Origin of the sequence: Nonomuraea sp. AD125B, assembly GCF_041402765.1 — a bacterium.
In the GTDB taxonomy this organism is placed as follows: Bacteria; Actinomycetota; Actinomycetes; order Streptosporangiales; family Streptosporangiaceae; genus Nonomuraea; species Nonomuraea bangladeshensis.
Map to the genome: position 1 here is coordinate 1 of NZ_JBGLOU010000030.1, position 19,568 is coordinate 19,568.

Here is a 19,568-nt window from a genome sequence, read left to right on the forward strand (position 1 = left end):
CGACGAACGCACCATCGCTCTGCCAGACTTCCTCCACACCTACAACCACCACCGAGGCCACACCGCACTCGGCGGCCATCCACCGATCACCCGCGTCAACAACGCTGCGGGTCAATACAGCTAGACCGCGACCGCCGCGACGCCGGCCAGCAGCAGCTCGAACCAGACCGTAGTCGAGCCGTTCTCGCGGGTGAAGCCCCAGCGGTGGCTGAGGGCCTCGATGAGCGGCAGGCCGCGCCCGCTGGTCGACTGCGCCCCGGTACGGCACACGCACGGCGGCCCGTCCGACCCGGCGTCCTCGACGCGCACCCGCACCGCGGACGGCGAGCTCGTCACGCTCACCGTGAACGAGCCGCCGGCGCCGGATCGGGTGTGCAGGACCGCGTTCGTGGCCAGCTCGCTGGTGAGCAGCACCACGTCGTCGTGGAGCGGATGGTCGCGGCCCAGCGCGTCGGTGACGACCCCCCGCGCCCGCGCCACCTGAGAGGGCGCCCCCGGCAACCGGACCACGAGGTCGCCCCCGTCGACGAACTCGTCGGCGAACTCGTCGACAACCCCGCCGACAGACCCGTCAACGCGGTGAAAGTCCGGCATCAGCGACCTCCCCCATGATCGTGCCCGTACCCGGGCGGCGTTATGAGACGCGCCGCGCCCACCTTCCGGAGCCTCGCCAAAAGGTAGGAATGCACTTTCCCATGGTCACCTGCACGGCCCTCCTGAGCGACCGAGTACGCTGCGATCGACGAGTCGTCTAGGCCCAGGGGCGGAGCCGTCGAGGCCGGCAGGGCAGCGGAGGAGGTCGCGTGAGCAGCCTGGAGGCCCTCTGGGTGCAGCCGTACGACCGGCCGGGGGCGGCGGTCGTGACCGGGGTCTTCGACATCCTGCACGTGGGCCACGTGCGCTATCTCGGCGCCGTGGCGGCGCGCGGGCTGCCGCTCGTCGTCGGCGTCGAGGACGACCCCCGCGTACGCGCGTGGAAGGGGCCGACCCGCCCGCTCAACCCCGCCGCCGAGCGGGCCGAGGTGCTGGCCGCGCTCCGGTTCGTCGCGGGCGTCTTCATCGTGACCGGCCCGCCCGAGGCGCACGGCCCGGAGGACTACATCGACCTGCTCGCCCCCATGAGCCCCCGCGCCCTGGCGCACACCGCGGGCGACCCGCACGCCGGGGCCCGCGCCGCGGCGGCGGCGATCCTCGGCGCCGACTGCTGGGAGATGGAGGCCATCCCCGGCCGCTCGACCACCCGCATCGTCAACGCCGCGGGCAAGGGCTGAGCGCCGCGGGCAAGGGCTGACAAGCGCGTCACGGACGTCAATAGCGCAGCACGTCCCGCAGGCGGGCAGGAACGCCCGTCATGATGCCGTCCACGCCGAGGGAGAGCAGGCGGCGCTGCACCCGCGGCCGGTCCGTCGGGCCGGCGTAGACCCGCAGGCCGCGCGCCTTGATCTGGCGCACCTGCCCTGCGCTGAGCTGGGCGGCGTGCGGCAGGACGAGCGCGTCGGCGAAGTCCTCCACCTCGGACAGCTCCGCGCCGCTCCCGCCGAGCAGGAGGATGGGGACGTCGGGCACCGCGCGGTGCAGCGTACGCAACGCCCGCCGGTCGAATGACTGGAGCGCGAGGCGCCGGCCCTCCCACAGGTCCCTGGTCTCCAGCAGCTCGGCGGCCACCCGGCTGTCGATGCCGGGGCTGCGGGGCGAGTGCTTGATCTCCAGGAGCAGCCCGGCCCTGCCCTTGCCCAGCATCTCCAGGGCCTGCCGGAGCGTGGGCACGCGCTCGTTGCGGAAGCGCGGCGAGAACCACGACCCGGCGTCCAGGCGGCGGATCTCGGCGAGGGTGAAGTCGGAGACCCGCCACGGGCTGCGGTCGGGGAAGACCTCCTCGACGTTCGTGGTGCGGTCCAGCGTCTCGTCGTGGATGAGGACGAGCTGCTGGTCCTTGGTCTGCTGGACGTCGAACTCGCACCGGTCCGCGCCCGAGGCGCTGGCCCTGACGCAGGCGGCGATGGTGTTCTCGGGCGCGACGCCGGAGCCCGCGCGGTGCGCGATGTTCTCGGCCCGCGCGAAGTGCGGCCGCGACGGCTTCGGCGGTCTCGCGGGCGAGGCCACCGAGGCCCATGCCGTGCCGCCGAGGAGCGCCGTGCCGGTGAGAAGTGCGGCGGCGATGCCGAATGAGCGGTACATCTCCCTCCTTCACCCACTACAGAGAGTTATGTCTGACTTGCAGACTGTGCCCGCTAAGAGGTTGATCACTCCACTTCTGAGCAGGTCAGTGTGCGCGACCCGCGCCGCGGGAGATCATCCGGGGCGGCCCACGGCGCTAGCCTGGACCCGACGCGGCGGGCAAACGGAGGGATCCCAGGTGGTGCGGCCGAAGCGGGTGTCCTGGCTGGCGGGGGCCGCGGCGCGGCGGACCGCGGAGATCGCCGCCGTGATCGGGGTCGTCGTCATGGCCGTGGCCGTGGCCCTCGTGCCGGCGTCCTTCGTGCCGCTGATCGGCTGGGACGCCGCCGGGCTCACCTTCCTCGCGAGCACCTGGTGGCGGATCGGCCGGCTCGACGGCCCCGCGACCGCCTCCGCGATCGGGAGCGAGGACCCCTCACGGGCGGGGGCGGACCTCGCGGTCCTGGTCGCCGCGGTGGCCAGCCTGGTGGCCGTGGCCTACCTGGTCGTCCAGGCCGACACGCCGGAGGAGCTGGTGCTGCACGTGGGGGTCGGCGTGGTCAGCGTGGTGGTCTCGTGGGCGGTGGTCCACACGATCTTCACGCTGCGCTACACGCGGATGTACTACTCCCCCGGCCCCTACGGCGGGGTGGACTTCCACGACCACGACCCGGACCCCCGGCCCCGCTTCACCGACTTCGCCTACCTCGCCTTCACCGTGGGGATGACGTTCCAGGTCTCCGACACCGAGCTGAACAACGCGGGGTTCCGCGCGGCGGTGCTGCGCCAGGCGCTGCTGTCCTACCTGTTCGGGGCCGTCATCCTGGCCCTCACCATCAACCTGGTCGCGGGCGTGGGCCGGTGAGCCCGTCAGGCGAGCGCCGGCTGGAGGTCGGCGACCGCCCGGCCGGCGACCGGGTCGTCGTGGTGACCGTGCGCGGGCCGCTCGACATGGACACCTGCCCCGTCCTGCAGGACGCGCTGGCCCGGGCGCTGACCGTGCGCGACCCGCCGCTGCTGGCGATCGACCTGAGCGGCCTGACCTCGGCGGACTCGTACGGGCTGACCGTCCTGCTGGCCACCGAGCGGCACGTGCGGACGACCGGAGGCGGCCTCGTCGTCTTCGGCGTCGGCCCGCTCCCCCGCCGCATCTTCCGCGACCGCGGCCTCGACAGGTTCCTGGACATCCAGCCGACGCTGGCCGAGGCCGTACGGCGGCTGGAGGACGGCCCGCTCCTTTGAATAGGCCCCTCACCAGGGGTATGAGGGCATGAAGCACCGAGGTCCGCGCATCTCAGGAAGGCGGTGCACGATGGTCCGAACACCGGGGACGCGGATGCGTCCCGACATGGCGGAAACGCGGCAGCACTACGAGGAGGCGGCCTGCCGGGGCCTCTTCCAGGCGCTCGACGGGCTCACCTTTCTCGCCGGGCTCTATCTGGCGATCTCGCCCTGGGTGGCGGGCTTCGCCCAGGCCGGCCGGCTCACCGTCAACAACCTGGTGACCGGCCTGGCGGTGGCGGCCCTCGCCGTGGGCTTCGCCACGGCCTACGGCCGCACCCACGGGCTGGCCTGGGTGACGCCGATCATCGGCGTCTGGACGATCATCGCGCCCTGGGTCGTCTACGGCGGCGCGGTCCCGGGCGGAGCCGTGCTGAACAACGTCGTCGTCGGCATCTGGATCGCCCTCACGGGCCTGGCGGCGGCCGGGATGGCGGCGGGCGGCCGGGGACGCGGCCGAAGTCACGGGCACGTGAACGGGACCCGGCCCACCAGATGAAAGCCGCGCGACCGGGCTTTCCGGCCATGACTTCGGCCGGAAAGGTTCAGGTACGTCCTGATCTGGTCTACGCTCAGCGTGGCGAGGGGAGTACTTCGCAAGCGCCGATCCGGTCAGTACGGACGTACCTGAGCGTCCCCGGACGGCGGCCCGCTACCCCCGGGTGAAGGAGACCTCGAACGGTTGAGTCACGTTCGAGGAGGTTCCATGTCCCCGGGGACACTTTCGGCTGTGTCCGGCACGTCCGGCTCCATCGCGTCCTTCACGCTCTGGGCGGTCACCGTCGCCGCGCTGCTCGTCCTGTTGGTCGTCGACATCGTCCTGACCAGGCGCCCGCACGAGGTGCGCATGCGCGAGGCGATCGGCTGGTCGGTCTTCTACCTGGTGCTGCCGGTGCTGTTCGGCTTCTACCTGTGGGCCGAGTTCGACGGCGGCGTGGCGGTCGAGTTCTTCACCGGCTACGTGGTGGAGAAGTCGCTGTCGGTGGACAACCTGTTCGTGTTCATGCTGCTGCTGGCGGCCTTCGCGGTGCCCGCCGAGCTGGCGCAGCGGGTGCTGCTGTACGGCATCATCGGGGCTCTGGTGCTCCGGGCGATCTTCATCGCGCTGGGGGCGGCGGCCCTGGAGAGCGGCACGTGGGCGTTCCTGCTGTTCGGCGCGGTGCTCATCCTGACCGCCGGCAAGGTGCTCAGGGAGGCGCGCAAGGGCGAGGCGCACGCCGTGGACATCGACTCCATGCGCAGCGTCCGGCTGCTGCGCCGGCTCGTCCCGGTCTCGCCCCGCTACCACGGCTTCCGGCTCCTGGTGCGGGAGAACGGCCGGACCGCGATCACCCCGCTGGCGCTGGCGACCGTCGCGGTGTTCGCCACCGACATCGTCTTCGCCGTCGACTCCGTGCCCGCCGTCTACGGCGTCACCGACGACCCGTTCCTGGTCTTCGCCACCAACGCCTTCGCCCTGCTCGGCCTGCGGGCGCTGTACTTCGTGCTGCGCGGCGCGCTGGCCCGGCTGCGCCACCTCAACTACGGCCTGGCCATCATCCTCGCCTTCATCGGGGTCAAGCTGGTGCTGCACTGGGCGCACGGGATCTGGGCGTGGGTGCCGGAGATCCCGACGCCGGCCTCGCTCGGCGTCATCGTCACGGTCCTGTTCACCGTCACGGTCACCAGCCTGCGCGCCGAACGCGTCACGCCTCCTCTTCAGCAGGAGGACGAGGCTTGACCGTCCCTCCCTCCCGTGATGGCCTGGAATTCGTTCCGGATCATGACGGGATGGGAGCGGGCCGATGAGCGAGCACGACGTCCGGGCCGAGATCGACACCACGGTCCCGCACTCGGCGCGGGTGTGGAACTTCCTGCTCGGCGGCAGCGACAACTTCGACGTGGACCGCGAGGCCGGGCGCACCCTGCTGCGGCTGTTCCCCGACTTCGCGGCGGTCGCCCGCACGCAGCGCGCGTTCCTCATCCGGGCCGTCCGCCACCTGGTGCTGGAGGCCGGGATCAGGCAGTTCCTGGACGTCGGCAGCGGGCTGCCCACGGCGGACAACACGCACGAGGTCGCGCAGGCCCTCGCGCCCGGGTCGCGGGTCGTGTACGTCGACCACGACCCCATCGTGCTGACGCACGCCCGCGCCCTGCTGGCCGGCGCTCCGGAGGGCGCCACGGACTACGTGCACGCGGACGTCCGCGACACCGGCCTCATCCTGGAGCAGGCGGCGCGGACCCTCGACCTGTCCCAGCCGGTGGCGCTCATGATGCTGAGCGTCGCCGGGCAGCTCACCGACGACGACGCGCCGGAGGACGTCGTCGCCCGGCTGCTGGAGCCGCTCGCCCCCGGCAGCCACCTGGTGCTGAGCGACGGCGTCGACACGAACCCGGCGCTGGTCGAGGCCGTCGCCGCCTACAACGGCAGCGCGGCCAACACCTATCAGCTCCGCGCCCCTGAGCGCATCGCCGGCTTCTTCGCCGGGCTGGAGCCGGTGGACCCGGGCGTGGTGCCGACACCCGCGTGGCGTCCCGACGCGGGCGCCGGCGAGCCGCCGGAGGGGACCGGCGTGGTCAGCGCGGTGTGCGGCGTGGCCCGCAAACCCGCCCCGGCCTGACCCGGGGCGGCGTCCGGGCTCAGGCCGTGACCTCCCGGCCCGCGCCGGCCTCCTGGACCCCGTCGGAGGTGTCCTCCTCGGGCAGGAAGCCGCCGGACTGGTGGCTCCAGAGGCGGGCGTAGGGGCCCTGCGCCCGCAGCAGCTCGCTGTGGGAGCCCTCCTCTACGATGGTCCCCCTGTTGAGCACCACGAGCCGGTCCATCCGCACCACCGTGCTCAGCCGGTGGGCGACCACGATCGCCGTACGGTCCTGCATGAGCCGCCACAGGGCCTCCTGGACGAGGATCTCGCTCTCGGAGTCGAGGGCGCTGGTGGCCTCGTCCAGCAGCAGGATCGGGGCGTCGCGCAGGATGGCGCGGGCGAGCGCGACGCGCTGGCGCTGCCCGCCGGACAGCTTCACGCCCCGCTCGCCGACCAGGGTGTCGAAGCCCTCCGGCAGCGCCTCGACGAACTCCGTGACGTGCGCCGCCCGCGCCGCCCGCAGGATCTCGGCCTCGGTCGCGCCCGGCCGGGCGAAGGCGATGTTGTCGCGGACCGTGCGGTGGAACATCGCCGGCTCCTGCGGGACGTAGGCGATCAGGCTCCGCAGGTCGGCCTGGCGCAGCCGGGAGATGTCCTGGCCGCCGACGAGGATGCGGCCGCCGTCGACGTCCATGAGCCGCAGCAGCAGCCGGGTGAGCGTGGTCTTGCCGCCGCCGGACTGGCCGACCAGGCCGATCTTGGTGCCGCTGGGGATGTCGAGGTCCAGATCCGCGAAGAGGGGGTCGCCGTCGGCGTAGCCGAAGCGCACGCGTTCGAAGCGCACGCTCGCGTCGGCCGGGCGCAGCGGCTGCGGCTCGGGCGGGTCCACCACGGTCGGCGGGTCCAGCAGCAGCTCCGTGAACTGCGCGGCCTCCGTGAGCACGCTCTCGACCCGCCGGTAGATCTGGTTGAACTCGAACATGATGCTGATCGTGTTGGTGTAGTACGTGAATGTCACCACGATCGCCTCCACGCCCAGCCCGCCGCGCAGCGCCACGGCGAGCAGCAGGCCGACGGCGCTGGTCAGCACCGACAGGGGCGCGACGACGGTGTCGACCCGCAGGTTGCCGTAGTCCCACGAGCGCAGGGACGCCCGGCCCTGCTCGGCGACCCTGGCCCGGTGCTCGGCGGCCTCGCGGTCCTCGGCGGCGAAGGCGCGGACGGTGTCCATGTTCGCCAGCACGTCGGCGACGTGCCCCGACACCAGCACCTTGGCGGCCTCCCGCCGGTCGACCAGCGCCTGCCGGCGGCGGATGAGCGGGGCGACGAGGAATCCGGTGACCAGGATGAGGCCCACCAGCACCAGGACCAGGAGCGGGTGGTACTGCCACAGCACCACCGAGGCGAAGCCCAGCGGCACCACCTTGGCCATGATCGAGAAGGCGAGCGTGTCGGCGAACTCCTCGAACCTGGAAGAGAACCCGAGCACCCGCTTGGTCAGCGAGCCGGCGAAGTTGTTGTGGAAGAACGCGGCGTCCTTGGCCAGCAGCTCGTCCATGCCGACGACGCCGAGCCGCTCGATGCCGCGGGCGTCGGTGCGGTTGAGGAAGTGCAGGCCCACCCGCCACAGGGCCTCGCCCGCCAAGAGCATCCCCGCGAAGCCGAGGACGTACGGCAGCAGCGACCCGACGGACCCGTCGCCGCCGCCCGCCAGGTGCCCCACCAGGCCGGCCACCGCCAGGGGCGCCAGGTAGAACAGGCAGATGTTGCCGACGGCGGGGAGCGTCAGCGCGGGCAGCGCGACCGGCCACTGCCGGCGCAGTTCGTTCCAGTAGTAGCGCAGTGCGAGCAGGACCGCCGATTTTCGTGCGGACGACCGCTCTCCGGAGCCCACGAGTGATCCGAGCACAGCCATCCGCCCTCCCGAATGCCGACGCCGCCCTGTCATGCTGCCGCAGCGCTCGTGTCAGGAGCCAACGATTTTCCGGTAGAAAAAGCCGGCGCGGGTGTCGAGAAGCCGGCAGCGGCTCCGACTGCCCGGTGAAGGAGTCACCGTCAACGCCCTGAGGAGAGACACCATGGAAGCCATCAGGACCGGCACGCTCGCCACGCCCGGCGCGACCCTGCACCACGAGGTGCGGGGCTCCGGCCCGATCCTGCTGCTGATCTGCGGCGGCGTGTACGACGCCGCCGGCTTCTCGGCCCTCGCCACGACGCTGGCCGACCGCTACACGGTGGTCACCTACGACCGGCGCGGCAACTCGCGCAGCCCCCTGGACGGCCCGCCGGAGCCGCAGCGCGTCGAGGTGCACGCCGACGACGCCGCCCGGCTGCTGACGGCGGTCGGCGTCACGCCGGAGGAGCCGGCCCTGGTCTTCGGCAACAGCTCCGGCGCGGTGATCGGCCTGGAGCTGGCGGCCCGCCGTCCCGAGCTGGTGCGGACGCTGGTCGCCCACGAGCCGCCCCTGTTCGAGCTGCTGCCCGAGCGCGACCGCTGGCGGGCCCTGTTCCGGGACGTCGAGGATGCCTTCCACAAGGAGGGTCCGGGCGCCGCGCACCAGATCTTCGCCGCCGGCCTGGACGGCGGCGGGGAACACCAGGAACAGCAGGACGCGGACGGCGGCGAGGCTCCCGAGGGGCAGCCGGACCCGGAGATCATGGCCATGATGGGCCGCCTGGAGCAGAACGCCGCGTTCTTCATCGGCTACGAGGCTCCGTCCTTCTCCCGCCACTCCCCCGACCTCGCCGCCGGCCGCGCGGCCGGGGTGCGGGTGGTGCCGGCGCTCGGCGAGGCGACGGCCGAGGACGAGCCGTACGCGCGCGCCACGCGGCTGGTCGCCGAGCGGCTGGGCACGCGGATCGCCCCGTTCCCCGGCGACCACGGCGGCTTCGGCACGGACCCGGCCGCGTTCGGTGCGGCGCTGCGGAAGACGCTCGCCACCGGCTGAGCCTCCGCGCGGATTTCGGCCAGCGTTCGCAGGGATCAGGACACGGACGGCCGGTGCCGTTGCCGCGCGGCCGGACCCCGGCGAAGAGTGGGGTCCGGCCGGCGCGGTGCCGGCGTACGGAAGGAGGAGAGCCCATGCGGGTGCTGGCGAACATCACCGTGGCCGCACCGGCCACGGAGGACGAGGCCCCGCCGCGCGGCGCGCCGGTTCCCACGGGAGCGGAACCGGCGCTGGGCGCGCTGCTGCGGGCCTGGCGGGAGCGGGCCCTGGTGACGCAGGAGGAGCTGGCGGCGCGGGCGGGGCTGAACGTGCGCACGGTGCGCCGGCTGGAGGCGGGCGCGCTGAGCAGGCCGCGCGCCACGTCGCTGCGGCTGCTCGCCCAGGCGCTGGGCCTGGAGGGGACGGAGCTGGCCGCCCTGACGCGGGCCGCGACGGGGACGGCGATCGAGCTGACCGTCACGCTACGGTACGTGGAGGAGCCCGGCGAGTGACGACGGCGCCGGGCGGCGGCCGCCGCCTTCGCCGAAGGCGTTGATGAAGACATCTTTCACAGATATCTTCTTGAACCTCCGCCTTACCGGCTGTCACTCCAGCACCGCAAGGCGGCGGAACGCCTGACAGCGTCCCCCCTCGTTCCCGTTCAGAAAGGTGAGCATGCCGACCACCGGCGCGCCGACCTGGCCGAAGACCTTCAGATCCACGATCGCCGCCCTGCTGCTCGCCGTCCCCGCGGCGATGCTCCCCCAGCACGCCGCCATGGCGCGGCAGCAGGACGCGGCGACGCTCGCGGTGACGCACAAGAGCCCGTTCAACTGCGGCAAGACGTTCTACGCCAACAACTGGACGCCCAAGCACAACCCGTCGGGCTCCATCGACTGGCAGAACTACGGCGGCGACGCCATCAACGGCGAGACCGTCCGCGCCACCGCCGCGGGCACCGCCACCTTCCGCAACGCGGGCAGCAAGAGCTACGGCCAATGGGTCGAGATCCGCCACAGCGACGGCTCCCGCACCCGCTACGCCCACCTGTCGACCATGGTGCGGGCGGCCGGCGGCTCGATGAGCGTCGGCCAGGGCACCGTGATCGGCACCGTCGGCTCGACGGGCGGCTCCTCGGCCCCGCACCTGCACTACGAGCAGCGCACCTCCTCGGGCGCGATGGACACCAGCCCGACCGTGGAGGGCGTGACCGTCTCCCTGGGCCAGAAGAAGGCCGTCAAGAGCACCAACTCCTGCGGCGGAGGCGGCGGCACCGGTGACAGCGGCAGCGGCGGCAACCGCTACACCCCCGCGGGTGTCTGCGGCAGCGGCTACGCGGTCATCGACTCGGCGGCGCTCACCGGGGGCCGCACCTACCTGCTCTACAACAAGGGCAACGGCTCCAACTGCGTCGTGACGCTCAAGTCGACGAAGCTCGGCTCGGCCTCGCCCGTCTCGGCGTTCCTGGAGCCGAAGGGCGCGAGCAGGGCCACCGACTCGGGCAACTTCTCCTACTACGCCGGGCCGGTCAAGCGGAGCGCCCCCGGCAAGTGCGTCAAGTGGGGCGGCTCGATCGGCTCCAGCTCCTACACCAGCTCGTTCGAGCACTGCGGCTGACGCCCTGTTCCTTCCGTCGCCCCGGCCGGCCTCGTGTCCGGCCGGGGCGACGTCGTTCCCGGGCCCCTGGCCTCCGGACGGTCCGGCGTCAGGAGCCGCCGCCCTCCCCCGCCGCGTCGTCGGCCAGCGCGGCGAGCTCGCCCAGCGTCACCGGGGCGGCGATCGGGCGGGTGGACATCGGCCGCAGCTCGTCGGCGGTGCTCTCGCGGCCGCTCAGGCACGCCGCGATGCCCGCCGTGGCGAAGCCGCACACCCGGCCCTGGCACCAGCCCATGCCGGGCCTGGCCAGCATCTTCAGCGTCCGGGGGTCCGCGGCGCCCAGCTCGGCGTGCGCCGCGCGCAGCTCGCCGTACGAGACCTCCTCGCACCGGCAGACCAGCGTCGAGTCCCGCAGCCAGCCGGTCCACGCGGGCGGCACCGGGTAGGTGCGGTGCATGGCGGCGGCGAAGCGGCGTCCCCGGACGATCGCGGTCCGCAGCCGGACCATCAGCGCCGGGTCGGCCGGCCGGCCCAGCGAGCGGGCCAGGGCGAGCGCGCTCAGGCGGCCCTCCTGCCCGGCCAGGGCCGCGCCGCCGACGCCGGTCGCCTCGCCGGCCACGTACAGGCCGGGGACGCTGCTGCGCTGCAGGGCGTCCACGGACACCACGAGCGAGCCGTCCACGTCCTTGCGGGCGGCGGCGCCGAGCATGAGCGGCAGCTCGATCGACGGGGTGAAGCCCCAGCCGAGCGCGACGAGATCGGCGCGGATCTCCTCGGCCGGTCCGTACGGGCGGCCGTCGCGGTCCACGCGGGCGACCCGGACCGCCTCCACGCGGTCCTCGCCGAGGATCTCGGTGATCGCCGTCCTGGTCCGGTACGGGATGCGGTGCCGGGCCATCAGCGCCGCGTACTGGAGCGCCTCCAGGCCCTTGGCGGGAGCCGAGGCCGCGCCCGCCGGGTCGCGCAGCCAGCCGAGGGTGGCGTTGGCCTCGACGACGGCCGCCACCTCGGTGCCGGCGCGGGCCAGGCCGGTCGCGACCGGCAGCAGGAACGGGCCGGTGCCGGCGACGACGGCGCGCCGGCCGGCCGCCGTGCGGTGGCCCTTGAGCAGGGCCTGCGCGCCGCCCGCTGTCATCACGCCGGGCAGGTCCCAGCCGGGGACGGGGAGCTGGCGGTCGTAGCCGCCTGGGCAGAGGATCAGCGCGGGGGCGGTGACCGTGGCCCCGGTCTCGCCCGGCGCGCCGGCCACCGGGGTGGTGCGGAGGGTGAAGGCGCCGTCGGCGGCGCGGGTGATCAGCCAGACCTGGAGGCCGGGGAGGTGGCTGATCAGGCCGGCGGCGGACAGGGAGCGCAGGCGGGCGCGCAGGGCGGTGAACGTCCGCAGGTCGTGGTGGCCCGCGCGGTCGGCGGGGCGGGCGTGGCGCTCGTCGTAGTGCCGCCAGTACTGGCCGCCCGGCTGGGCGGCGGCGTCGACGAGCGCGACCCGCAGCCCGGCCTCGGCCGCCTGCACCGCCGCGGCCAGCCCCGCCGGCCCGGCCCCGACCACGGCCACGTCATGCTGACGGCGCATGCCCACCTCCCGCCTCGCCACCGTCGAGGACCCGGTCCTCGGGGGCGGGGGTGTCGGTGAGGTGGAGGCCGTCGGCGGCCGGGGTGAGGCAGGCGCGGCGGTCGGGGATGCCGTTCACCGTGATGAGGCAGTCGAAGCAGACGCCGATGCCGCAGAACAGGCCACGCGGCCGGCCGCCCTTGCGGGTGCTGCGCCAGTCGCGGATCCCGGCCGCGACCAGCGCCGCGCCGACGCTCTGCCCCGGCTCGGCGGGCACGACGGCCCCGCGGAAGGTCATGCGGTACGTCAAGAGAGCACCTCCTCGGGCTCCGGGAACCGTTCGGGCGCGAACGGCTTGAGTTCCAGGTCGGGCCGCTCACCGGTGAGGGCCTGCGCGATCAGCTTGCCGGTGCCCGCCGACAGCCCGATGCCCGCCCCCTCGTGCCCGCAGGCGTGCCACAGGCCGGGCGCCCGCGGGTCGGGCCCGATGACCGGCAGGTGGTCGGGACAGTAGGGGCGGAACCCGAGGTAGGTCCGCATGACGCGGACGTCGCGCAACATGGGGAACAACGCGATCGCCTTGCTCGCCAGCGCGCCGATCGCCGCCGTGGACACCGTGCGGTCGAAGCCGACCCGCTCGCGCGAGGCGCCGATGAGGATCGTGCCGCTGCCGGTGCCCTCGACGACGGGCGAGGTCTGGAGCGCGGCGTCGGAGCTGGCGACGTCGCCGACGTACTCGGCGGCGTACACCTTGTGCCGGATCGTACGCGCCGGCATGGGCTGCGTGACCAGCACGAACCCGCGCCGCGGCAGCACCGGCACGTGCACCCCGGCGAGCGCGGCCACGTCGCCCGCCCAGGTGCCGGTGGCGTTCAGCACCGCGCCCGCAGGCAGATCGCCGGCCGTGGTGCGCACGCCCGTCACCCGGTCGCCGGCGCGCAGGAACCCGGTCACCTCGACCCCGGTGCGCACCCGCGCGCCGAGCCCGCGGGCCAGGCGCAGCAGGTGGGCGACCACGAGCATCGGCTGCACCTGGGCGTCCTGCGGGTAGAACGCGCCGCCGCGCAGCTCGGGCGACAGGTGCGGCTCGTACCCGCGCAGCTCGTCCCCGGGCACGTCGCGCACCTCGACGCCGTGATGGCGCTGGTGGACGGCGAGCTCGCGCAGCGCCGCGACGCTCGACTCCGATCCGGCGACGACCAGGCCGCCCTTGGACTCGAACTCCCACAGCCCGGCGTGCTCGGCCAGGTCCTCGCGCCACACGCGCTGCGCGTACAGGGCGAGGTCGAGCTCGGGCCCGGCCTCCTTGTCGGAGACGAGCAGGTTGCCCTCGCCGGCGCTGGAGGTGCCGCCGGCGATGGCGCCGCGCTCCACGACGACCACCCGCAGCCCGGCCAGCGACGCGAAGTACGCGGCGGCGGCGCCGACCACGCCCGCGCCGATCACCACGAGATCGGTCACGCCTGCGCCATCCACTTCTCGATGCCGGCCGCGTCCAGGGGCAGCGCCTCCGACAGCACCCGCGCGCCGTCAGGGGTGACCAGCAGGTCGTCCTCCAGGCGGACGCCGATGCCGCGCAGCTCGGGCGGCACGGTGAGGTCGTGGGCGTGGAAGTACAGTCCGGGCTCCACGGTGAGCACCATGCCGGGCGCGAGCACGGCCCCGTGGTAGGTCTCCTCGCGCGCGCGGGCGCAGTCGTGCACGTCCAGGCCGAGGTGGTGGCCGATGCCGCACACCAGGTAGCGGCGGTGGTGCTGGCCGCCGTCGGACAGCGCCTCGTCCACGGAGACCGGCAGCAGCCCCCAGTCGGCCAGGCCGTGGGCGATGACCTCCATCGCGGCGTGGTGGAAGCCGGTGAAGGGGCGGCCGGGCCGGACGGCGGCGAGCCCGGCCCGGTGCGCCCGTTCGACCAGGTCGTGGACCTGCCGCTGGGCGGGGCTGAAGCGGCCGGAGGCGGGGAAGGTGCGGGTGACGTCGGCGGTGTAGTGGCTGGTCACCTCGACGCCCAGGTCGAGCAGGAGCAGCTCGTCCGGCAGGACGGGGCCGTCGCAGCGTTCCCAGTGCAGGGTGGCCGCGTGCGGGCCGCTGCCGACGATGGAGGCGTAGCCGGGGCCGTTGCCGTAGGCGCGGGCGTACCGGTCGAAGGTCCCCTGGAGCCACCGCTCGCCGGGGCCCGCGACGGCGGCGGGGATCTCGCGGACGACGGCGGCGAAGCCCTCGACCGTGCGGTCCACGGCCTGGCGGAGCTGTTCGGCCTCCCAGTCGTCCTTGTGCATGCGCAGCTCGGCGAGCACGCGCCGGGCCTCGGCGTCCTCGCCCGGCTCCAGGTCCAGCTCGGCGAGCGGCCGGACCGGCACGCCGAGCGCCCGCGACCAGTCGTCCAGGCCGGGGGCGGCGCCGACCCACAGCTCGCCGTGGCGGGCGTCGCTCCAGAAGCGGGGGTCGCCGGGGTAGGCGGGGGGCGGCGCGTAGAGGGTGGCCTCGCCGTCGCGCAGCACGACGACGGCGTCCTCGATCGCGCAGCCGGTCGTCCAGACGAAGTCGCTGTCGGCGCGGAAGCCGTAGGTGGTGTCGTTGCTGCGGACGGGGGCCCGCCCGGCGGCGAGCACGACGGTACGGCCGGGCAGCGCCTCGGCGAGCCTCGCCCGGTGCGCGGCGGCGGCCTCGGCCGCGCCGGGGACGACCGGCGGGGTGCGGTCGGGGACGTCCCAGCCGGTGTTCATGTACGCGGTGAACGCCGGGATCTCGCTGAGCCTCGGCGGCCTGCCCTCACGCATCGGCGATCTCTCCTCCCATGTCGCGGACCAGTTCCCTGAGCCGGCCGAGGACCCGGGGGTCGCCGACGCCGTCGTGCTCGTACTCGTTGGTGACCCAGCACCGGGCGTTGCCGACCCGGGCGGCGGTGTCGAGCTGGAGGTGGGCGTCGACGTACATGTCGTCGTAGTAGACGGCGGCGGCGAGCGGGACCTCGCTCGCGGCCAGCCGGTCGTGGTCGTAGAGCGGCGGCCACTCGGTGCGGGCGGCGAGCAGCTCGACCGCGCCGCGGAAGGGCCGCAGCTCGGCGATCTCCTCGAACATCCAGGGGTAGATCATCTCGCCGGTGAACAGCAGCGGCCTGGCGTCCTCGGCGAAGCGCGGATGCCGGGCCCGCTCGGCCTCGGCGGCCCATCCGGTGGGGCCGGGGCCGTGGCCGTAGATGCTCTCCTGGAGCGCGGCGAACAGCGGGTTGTCGCTGAAGGAGGTGCGGGCCAGCACCTGGTGCAGGAACGTCGCCGACAGCTCGTCCCCGCTGAACGCCTCGTCGAGCAGGTAGTGCATGCGCTCGTAGCCGGGTTTCATGCCGAAGTCGAGGCCGAGCGACTGCAGCCGCCGCACGGTCAGCGGGTCGCCGTCGGGCAGCCGTACGTCGCCGGCGGCGAGCCGGTCGGCGACGCGGGCGGCCGTCACGACGTGCTGGGGGTAGCGGCGGTAGAACTCCTCGTTCTTGGCCTGGACGCGAGGATAGGTGCGCCGGTAGACCTCGGCCGCGGACGGGTCCAGGCCGGGCAGGCCGCCGGTGACGTAGCAGGCGCTCAGCCCTTCCGGCGCGTTCGACAGGTACGTCAGCGTGAGGAACCCGCCGTACGACTGGCCGAGCGTGCTCCAGCGCCGCCCGCCGAAGAACGTCCGGCGTACGTGCTCGTGGTCGGCCACGATGGCGTCGGCCCGGAAGCAGGCGAGGTGACGCGCCCCTTCCTCGGCGGTGGCGAAGGCGCTCATCCGGCGGCCGTCGACCCGGGTGCTGCGGCCGGTGCCGCGCTGGTCCATGAGGATCACCCGGTGGGTGCGCAGCGCCTGGCCGAGCCAGCCGTCCGCGGCGAGCGGGCGCGGCCCCTTACCGCCGGGGCCGCCCTGCAGGTAGACCAGGCACGGCAGGTCCTCGCGGGCCCGCTCGGGGTCCACCAGCTCGCGGAAGAAGATCTCGATCTCGCCCCGCGACGGGTCGGACCAGTCGAGCGGCACGGCGGTCGCGTGCTCGCGTACGAGGACGCCCGGCATCAGGTAAGTAATGTGTGGCATTGCACTGAACATTAAAGCCAGGCGCGGCGGCTGCCAAGGGCCGCCACCCGCGAATCAGCGGAAGTAATGCCCCTCGTCGAGGTCGGCGAGCAGCCCCTGCCGTACGGGCCGCCAGCCGAGCAGCTCGCGGGTCAGCTCGCTGGAGGCGGGGGCGTCCGCGGCGGCGAAGTCGCCCAGCCAGCCGAAGTGCGCGCCCGCCTCCTCGGCAGGGATCGAGGCCACCGGCAGTCCCAGGTGGCGGCCGAGCACCTCGGCGATCGCGCGGAACGGCACCCCTTCCACGGCGGCAGCGTGCAGCACCGACCCCGCGGGGGCCCGCTCCAACGCCGCCACGAAGAGCGTCGCGACGTCGAGTCGGTGCGCGGCCGGCCACCGGTTGGACCCGTCGCCCACATAGCCGGCCACGCCCTTGTCGCGGGCGACGCCGACCAGCGCCGCCATGAAGCCGTAGTCCCCTTCGCCGTGCACGGTCGGGGGCAGCCGCAGGACGCTCGACCGCACGCCCCGCTCCGCGAGCGCGACGGTGAGCCGCGCGGTCTCCCGCCGGCCGGCGGGGCCCGCGGGCAGGTGGTCCGTGGGCGGGTCGTCCCGCTCGGTGACCAGCCGGCCGGGCAGCAGCCCCAGCAGGCCGGAGGCGAGGACGAACGGCCGCCCGGAGCCCGCCAGCGCCTCCCCCATGACCTCGACGGCGCGCCGGTCGGCGACGGCGGCGGCCTCGAAGCCGCCGCTGAAGGCGAGGTCGTGCTTGAAGGCGAGGTGGATCACGCCGTCGGCGGCGGCGGAGGCGTCCCGCAGGACGTCGAGGTCGTCGAGGGCGCCCCGGCGGACCTCGGCGCCGGCCGCGGCGAGGGCGTCCGCCGACGCGTCGGACCGGGCGAGCCCGATGACCTGGTGTCCCGCGCCGATGAGCTCGGGAACGAGGGCGGATCCGATCCAGCCGGACGCGCCGGTGACGAAGACACGCATGAGAAGGACCTCCGGGAGAGCAGGCGGGCAGGCTGACGCCGCCGCCGACTGATGTCAGTTGCTGTCATCACGAGCATAGCCCGCGATGTCAGTGACTGTCATCAACTATGATCGGGGGCATGGGGCGATGGGAGCCGAACGCGCGCGGCCGGCTTGAGGAGGCCGCGCTGGAGCTGTACGGCGAGCGCGGATACGAGCAGACGACGGTCGCGGAGATCGCCAGACGCGCCGGGCTCACCGAGCGCACGTTCTTCCGGCACTTCGCCGACAAGCGCGAGGTGCTGTTCGGCGGCGGGACGCTGCTGGAGGAGCGCCTGACGGCGGCCGTCGCCGCCGCGCCCGAATCGGCCGGGCCGCTGGAGGCGGTCGCGGCGGCCCTCGACGCCGTCGGGCCGCTGTTCCAGGAGCGCCACGAGCGCTCCCGCAGGCGTCAGGCGATCATCCTCGCCCACGCCGAGCTGCGGGAGCGCGAGCTGATCAAGCTGGCCACGCTCGCCAGGGCGCTCGCCGGCGCGCTGCGCGAGCGCGGGGTCGGCGAGCCGGCCGCGAGCCTCGCCGCCGAGGCGGGCATCGCGGTCTTCAAGATCGCCTTCGAACGCTGGGTGGGCGAGCCCGGCGAGGCGGACCTGCGGCAGGTGATGCGGGAGGCGTTCGCCGAGCTGAGGGCCGTGACGGCGGGCGCGCCGGGCCCGTGAACGCGAGCGCCACCCGCCCGGAGCTTCCGGACGGGTGGCGGGGAGAGGAGTCGCGTCAGAAGGTGACCGGGACGCCGCCAAAGCTCACGACGAGCCGGCCGTCCGAGGCGAACGACCAGCTCAGCGTGCCGCTGTAGGACGAGCAGCGCGAGCCGTTGGAGCCGCTCCAGAACTGGTTGGAGCTGTCGGAGTTACCGACGATCTTGTCGTTGCTCCCGCTGCCGCTGCGGCAGGAGGTGTTGCCGCGGAACACCGAGGTGCCGCCGTCGAAGGAGAAGTTGCGCTCGGTGTTGTCGATGCTCACGTTGTCGGAGATCGTCATGGTGCCGAGGTTGCGGTTGTAGGTGAAGCCGTGCTTGCCGTTGCGGTAGGCGATGTTGCGGCGGATGACGTGGTTGACGGAGATGTCCTCGCCGCCGAGCTTGAACCCGTTGCGGTCGCCATTGCCGGCCTGGCCGCCGTTGCTCAGGGTGCCGTTGTTGTAGGCCAGGGAGTCCTCGATGGTCACGACGCCGATGGGGCCGGTGTCGGTCTTGGTGTAGAGGTCCCAGCCGTCGTCGATGTTGTTGCGGGACACCGCGTAGCGGAAGACGTTGCCGGAGCCGACCGTCAGCTTGGCGGCGAAGCCGTCGGCGTCCTCGCCGTCGGAGTCGGCGTTGTCGTGCGACAGGACGCTGAGCATGAGGTTGTTGGCCGGCCACTGGCTCTGCGGCGTGTCGGAGGCGATCCGCGAGAGCTGCAGGCCGGTGTCGCGGTTGTAGCGGGTCGTGGTGCGCTCGATGATGTTGTTGCTGCCGCCGACGAAGATGCCGTTGTCCCCGGCCCGCTCGACCACGATGCCGTAGACGTGCCAGTACGAGCCGTTCACCGCGAGCCCCCGGTTGGCCGGGTCCTCGCTCTGGGCCGAGAAGTTCAGCACCGGGGTCTCGCCCGGGTAGGCCGACAGCTTCTTGCGGGCGCTGGAGGTGCCGTTGTTGCCCGCGGCGATGGTGACGGTCTGCGCGTAGGAGTAGGTGCCGCCGCGCAGGTAGATGGTGCCGCCGGCGGCGATGCGGCCGATCGCCGAGGTGAGCGTCGTCGGGTCGGACTGCGTGCCGGTGGCGCTGTCACGGCCGCTCGGCGAGACGTACAGGGTGCCGCTCGCCGGCGGGGGCGTGGTGGTCGGGGTGGTGGTGGGAGTGGACGTGGGGGTGGACGTGGGGGTGGACGTGGGCGTCGGGCCGCCGCCCGCGGGGCTCAGCGTCCACTGCTTGGTGGAGACGGAGTCGCAGGAGTTCTGCTGGAGCAGGGCGCCGGAGGAGGTGGCGTTGTCCTTGACGTTGAGGCACTTGCCGCCGTTGGCGTTGACGACGCGGTAGTTGGCGCCGGAGGCGGTGAGCTGCCAGGTCTGGGAGGTCGCGCCGGTGCAGCTCTCCTGCTGGACGGGCTTGCCCGCGCTGGTGGAGGCGTCGCGGACGCCGACGCACTTGCCGCTGTGCCGGGCGGTGAGCCGGTAGGCCGAACCGCTGGCGGTGAGGGTGAAGACCTGTCCATCCGCGCCGGTGCAGGAGGTCTGGCTGAGCTGGACGCCGTCTCCCGTGGCGGCGCCCGGGACGGTGGCGCACAGGCCGCTGCCCGCGTTGACGAGGGTGTAGGCGCCGTCGGCCGGCGCGGCCGAGGCGGGGGTGCCGAGCACGGCCACCAGGCCGCCCGCGGCGAGGACGCCGGCGGCCAGCACGACGGCCGCCCTCCGTCCGGAGAAATGGTTGTTGCGCACGTCCGGCTCCGTTCGGTCGGT

The 19,568-nt window shown here is 73.7% G+C and carries 20 protein-coding genes and 1 pseudogene; 11 read left to right on the top strand and 10 right to left on the bottom strand.

What is annotated here, in order from left to right:
* A pseudogene (locus ACBR40_RS45195) lies at window positions 1–124 on the top strand (IS481 family transposase); the annotation flags it as partial.
* On the opposite strand, the gene ACBR40_RS45200 reads toward ACBR40_RS45195, so the two are convergent.
* Window positions 121–594, bottom strand: a complete 474-nt coding sequence (locus tag ACBR40_RS45200) for an ATP-binding protein (protein ID WP_344205720.1) — start codon at window positions 592–594, stop codon at window positions 121–123. The pseudogene ACBR40_RS45195 and the gene ACBR40_RS45200 sit on opposite strands and share 4 nt — an antisense overlap.
* 209 nt (window positions 595–803) lie before the next feature.
* On the opposite strand from ACBR40_RS45200, the gene ACBR40_RS45205 reads away from it, so the two are divergent.
* Entirely contained in the window at window positions 804–1,271 is a 468-nt protein-coding gene (locus ACBR40_RS45205; RefSeq protein WP_344205719.1) for an adenylyltransferase/cytidyltransferase family protein, read from the top strand.
* 37 nt (window positions 1,272–1,308) lie between these two features.
* Here ACBR40_RS45205 and ACBR40_RS45210 read toward each other — a convergent pair whose 3' ends face one another.
* Window positions 1,309–2,178: a glycerophosphodiester phosphodiesterase gene (locus ACBR40_RS45210; RefSeq protein ID WP_371252709.1), complete on the bottom strand. Its 870-nt coding sequence runs from the start codon at window positions 2,176–2,178 to the stop codon at window positions 1,309–1,311.
* Between the two features lie 178 nt (window positions 2,179–2,356).
* Between ACBR40_RS45210 and ACBR40_RS45215 the strand changes: the two genes are divergently transcribed.
* From ACBR40_RS45215 to ACBR40_RS45235, 5 genes are all read left to right on the top strand, one after another.
* Window positions 2,357–3,022 (top strand): DUF1345 domain-containing protein, encoded by a 666-nt coding sequence (locus ACBR40_RS45215; RefSeq protein WP_371252710.1) that lies wholly within the window; start codon window positions 2,357–2,359, stop codon window positions 3,020–3,022.
* A complete protein-coding gene (locus ACBR40_RS45220; protein ID WP_371252711.1) occupies window positions 3,019–3,399 on the top strand; it encodes an STAS domain-containing protein in 381 nt (126 codons plus the stop codon). Before ACBR40_RS45215 ends, ACBR40_RS45220 begins: the two co-directional genes overlap by 4 nt.
* Window positions 3,400–3,505: 106 nt before the next feature.
* The gene (locus tag ACBR40_RS45225) at window positions 3,506–3,937 is read left to right on the top strand and encodes an SPW repeat protein (RefSeq protein WP_344205714.1); all 432 of its coding nucleotides are present in this window, start codon (window positions 3,506–3,508) and stop codon (window positions 3,935–3,937) included.
* Window positions 3,938–4,168: 231 nt separating this feature from the next.
* Window positions 4,169–5,158 carry a TerC/Alx family metal homeostasis membrane protein gene (locus ACBR40_RS45230; protein WP_371252712.1) on the top strand — a complete coding sequence of 330 codons (990 nt, stop codon included), beginning with the start codon at window positions 4,169–4,171 and terminating at the stop codon, window positions 5,156–5,158.
* A gap of 64 nt (window positions 5,159–5,222) precedes the next feature.
* The gene (locus ACBR40_RS45235) at window positions 5,223–6,038 is read left to right on the top strand and encodes an SAM-dependent methyltransferase (RefSeq protein ID WP_371252713.1); all 816 of its coding nucleotides are present in this window, start codon (window positions 5,223–5,225) and stop codon (window positions 6,036–6,038) included.
* Between the two features lie 19 nt (window positions 6,039–6,057).
* On the opposite strand, the gene ACBR40_RS45240 is transcribed toward ACBR40_RS45235, so the two are convergent.
* On the bottom strand, window positions 6,058–7,914 hold the full coding sequence (locus ACBR40_RS45240) for an ABC transporter ATP-binding protein (RefSeq protein ID WP_371252714.1): 1,857 nt from the start codon (window positions 7,912–7,914) through the stop codon (window positions 6,058–6,060).
* A gap of 163 nt (window positions 7,915–8,077) precedes the next feature.
* On the opposite strand from ACBR40_RS45240, the gene ACBR40_RS45245 reads away from it, so the two are divergent.
* From ACBR40_RS45245 to ACBR40_RS45255, 3 genes are all read left to right on the top strand, one after another.
* On the top strand, window positions 8,078–8,947 hold the full coding sequence (locus ACBR40_RS45245; protein WP_371252715.1) for an alpha/beta fold hydrolase: 870 nt from the start codon (window positions 8,078–8,080) through the stop codon (window positions 8,945–8,947).
* A gap of 134 nt (window positions 8,948–9,081) precedes the next feature.
* The gene (locus ACBR40_RS45250) at window positions 9,082–9,438 is read left to right on the top strand and encodes a helix-turn-helix transcriptional regulator (protein WP_344205705.1); all 357 of its coding nucleotides are present in this window, start codon (window positions 9,082–9,084) and stop codon (window positions 9,436–9,438) included.
* A gap of 163 nt (window positions 9,439–9,601) precedes the next feature.
* Window positions 9,602–10,543 carry a M23 family metallopeptidase gene (locus ACBR40_RS45255; protein WP_371252757.1) on the top strand — a complete coding sequence of 314 codons (942 nt, stop codon included), beginning with the start codon at window positions 9,602–9,604 and terminating at the stop codon, window positions 10,541–10,543.
* An 88-nt stretch (window positions 10,544–10,631) separates the two neighbouring features.
* Here ACBR40_RS45255 and ACBR40_RS45260 read toward each other — a convergent pair whose 3' ends face one another.
* From ACBR40_RS45260 to ACBR40_RS45285, 6 genes are read right to left on the bottom strand one after another with little or no spacing between them, the layout of a single operon-like run.
* Window positions 10,632–12,092 (bottom strand): NAD(P)/FAD-dependent oxidoreductase, encoded by a 1,461-nt coding sequence (locus ACBR40_RS45260; RefSeq protein ID WP_371252716.1) that lies wholly within the window; start codon window positions 12,090–12,092, stop codon window positions 10,632–10,634.
* Window positions 12,076–12,381 carry a (2Fe-2S)-binding protein gene (locus tag ACBR40_RS45265; protein WP_371252717.1) on the bottom strand — a complete coding sequence of 102 codons (306 nt, stop codon included), beginning with the start codon at window positions 12,379–12,381 and terminating at the stop codon, window positions 12,076–12,078. Before ACBR40_RS45265 ends, ACBR40_RS45260 begins: the two co-directional genes overlap by 17 nt.
* The gene (locus tag ACBR40_RS45270) at window positions 12,378–13,532 is read right to left on the bottom strand and encodes an NAD(P)/FAD-dependent oxidoreductase (RefSeq protein ID WP_371252718.1); all 1,155 of its coding nucleotides are present in this window, start codon (window positions 13,530–13,532) and stop codon (window positions 12,378–12,380) included. The genes ACBR40_RS45265 and ACBR40_RS45270 overlap by 4 nt, the downstream gene beginning before the upstream one ends.
* Window positions 13,529–14,848: an aminopeptidase P family protein gene (locus ACBR40_RS45275; RefSeq protein WP_371252719.1), complete on the bottom strand. Its 1,320-nt coding sequence runs from the start codon at window positions 14,846–14,848 to the stop codon at window positions 13,529–13,531. The genes ACBR40_RS45270 and ACBR40_RS45275 overlap by 4 nt, the downstream gene beginning before the upstream one ends.
* Window positions 14,841–16,130 (bottom strand): alpha/beta fold hydrolase, encoded by a 1,290-nt coding sequence (locus ACBR40_RS45280; protein WP_371252720.1) that lies wholly within the window; start codon window positions 16,128–16,130, stop codon window positions 14,841–14,843. The genes ACBR40_RS45275 and ACBR40_RS45280 overlap by 8 nt, the downstream gene beginning before the upstream one ends.
* A 54-nt stretch (window positions 16,131–16,184) precedes the next feature.
* On the bottom strand, window positions 16,185–17,096 hold the full coding sequence (locus ACBR40_RS45285) for an SDR family oxidoreductase (RefSeq protein ID WP_371252721.1): 912 nt from the start codon (window positions 17,094–17,096) through the stop codon (window positions 16,185–16,187).
* Between the two features lie 119 nt (window positions 17,097–17,215).
* On the opposite strand from ACBR40_RS45285, the gene ACBR40_RS45290 reads away from it, so the two are divergent.
* Window positions 17,216–17,791: a TetR family transcriptional regulator gene (locus tag ACBR40_RS45290; protein WP_344205692.1), complete on the top strand. Its 576-nt coding sequence runs from the start codon at window positions 17,216–17,218 to the stop codon at window positions 17,789–17,791.
* Between the two features lie 55 nt (window positions 17,792–17,846).
* Here the strand turns inward: ACBR40_RS45290 and ACBR40_RS45295 are convergent, their stop codons facing one another.
* Window positions 17,847–19,547 carry an RICIN domain-containing protein gene (locus ACBR40_RS45295; protein ID WP_344205691.1) on the bottom strand — a complete coding sequence of 567 codons (1,701 nt, stop codon included), beginning with the start codon at window positions 19,545–19,547 and terminating at the stop codon, window positions 17,847–17,849.
* Window positions 19,548–19,568 lie beyond the last annotated feature (21 nt).

What these genes read in the sequence shown, in the direction of transcription:
- ACBR40_RS45260 (WP_371252716.1), bottom strand. Translation starts at nt 12,092, where the DNA reads ATGCGCCGTCAGCATGACGTGGCCGTGGTCGGGGCCGGGCCGGCGGGG.
- ACBR40_RS45250 (WP_344205705.1), top strand. Translation starts at nt 9,082, where the DNA reads ATGCGGGTGCTGGCGAACATCACCGTGGCCGCACCGGCCACGGAGGAC.
- ACBR40_RS45255 (WP_371252757.1), top strand. Translation starts at nt 9,602, where the DNA reads ATGCCGACCACCGGCGCGCCGACCTGGCCGAAGACCTTCAGATCCACG.
- ACBR40_RS45200 (WP_344205720.1), bottom strand. Translation starts at nt 594, where the DNA reads ATGCCGGACTTTCACCGCGTTGACGGGTCTGTCGGCGGGGTTGTCGAC.
- ACBR40_RS45280 (WP_371252720.1), bottom strand. Translation starts at nt 16,130, where the DNA reads ATGCCACACATTACTTACCTGATGCCGGGCGTCCTCGTACGCGAGCAC.
- ACBR40_RS45285 (WP_371252721.1), bottom strand. Translation starts at nt 17,096, where the DNA reads ATGCGTGTCTTCGTCACCGGCGCGTCCGGCTGGATCGGATCCGCCCTC.
- ACBR40_RS45235 (WP_371252713.1), top strand. Translation starts at nt 5,223, where the DNA reads ATGAGCGAGCACGACGTCCGGGCCGAGATCGACACCACGGTCCCGCAC.
- ACBR40_RS45275 (WP_371252719.1), bottom strand. Translation starts at nt 14,848, where the DNA reads ATGCGTGAGGGCAGGCCGCCGAGGCTCAGCGAGATCCCGGCGTTCACC.
- ACBR40_RS45290 (WP_344205692.1), top strand. Translation starts at nt 17,216, where the DNA reads ATGGGGCGATGGGAGCCGAACGCGCGCGGCCGGCTTGAGGAGGCCGCG.
- ACBR40_RS45225 (WP_344205714.1), top strand. Translation starts at nt 3,506, where the DNA reads ATGGCGGAAACGCGGCAGCACTACGAGGAGGCGGCCTGCCGGGGCCTC.
- ACBR40_RS45210 (WP_371252709.1), bottom strand. Translation starts at nt 2,178, where the DNA reads ATGTACCGCTCATTCGGCATCGCCGCCGCACTTCTCACCGGCACGGCG.
- ACBR40_RS45240 (WP_371252714.1), bottom strand. Translation starts at nt 7,914, where the DNA reads ATGGCTGTGCTCGGATCACTCGTGGGCTCCGGAGAGCGGTCGTCCGCA.
- ACBR40_RS45245 (WP_371252715.1), top strand. Translation starts at nt 8,078, where the DNA reads ATGGAAGCCATCAGGACCGGCACGCTCGCCACGCCCGGCGCGACCCTG.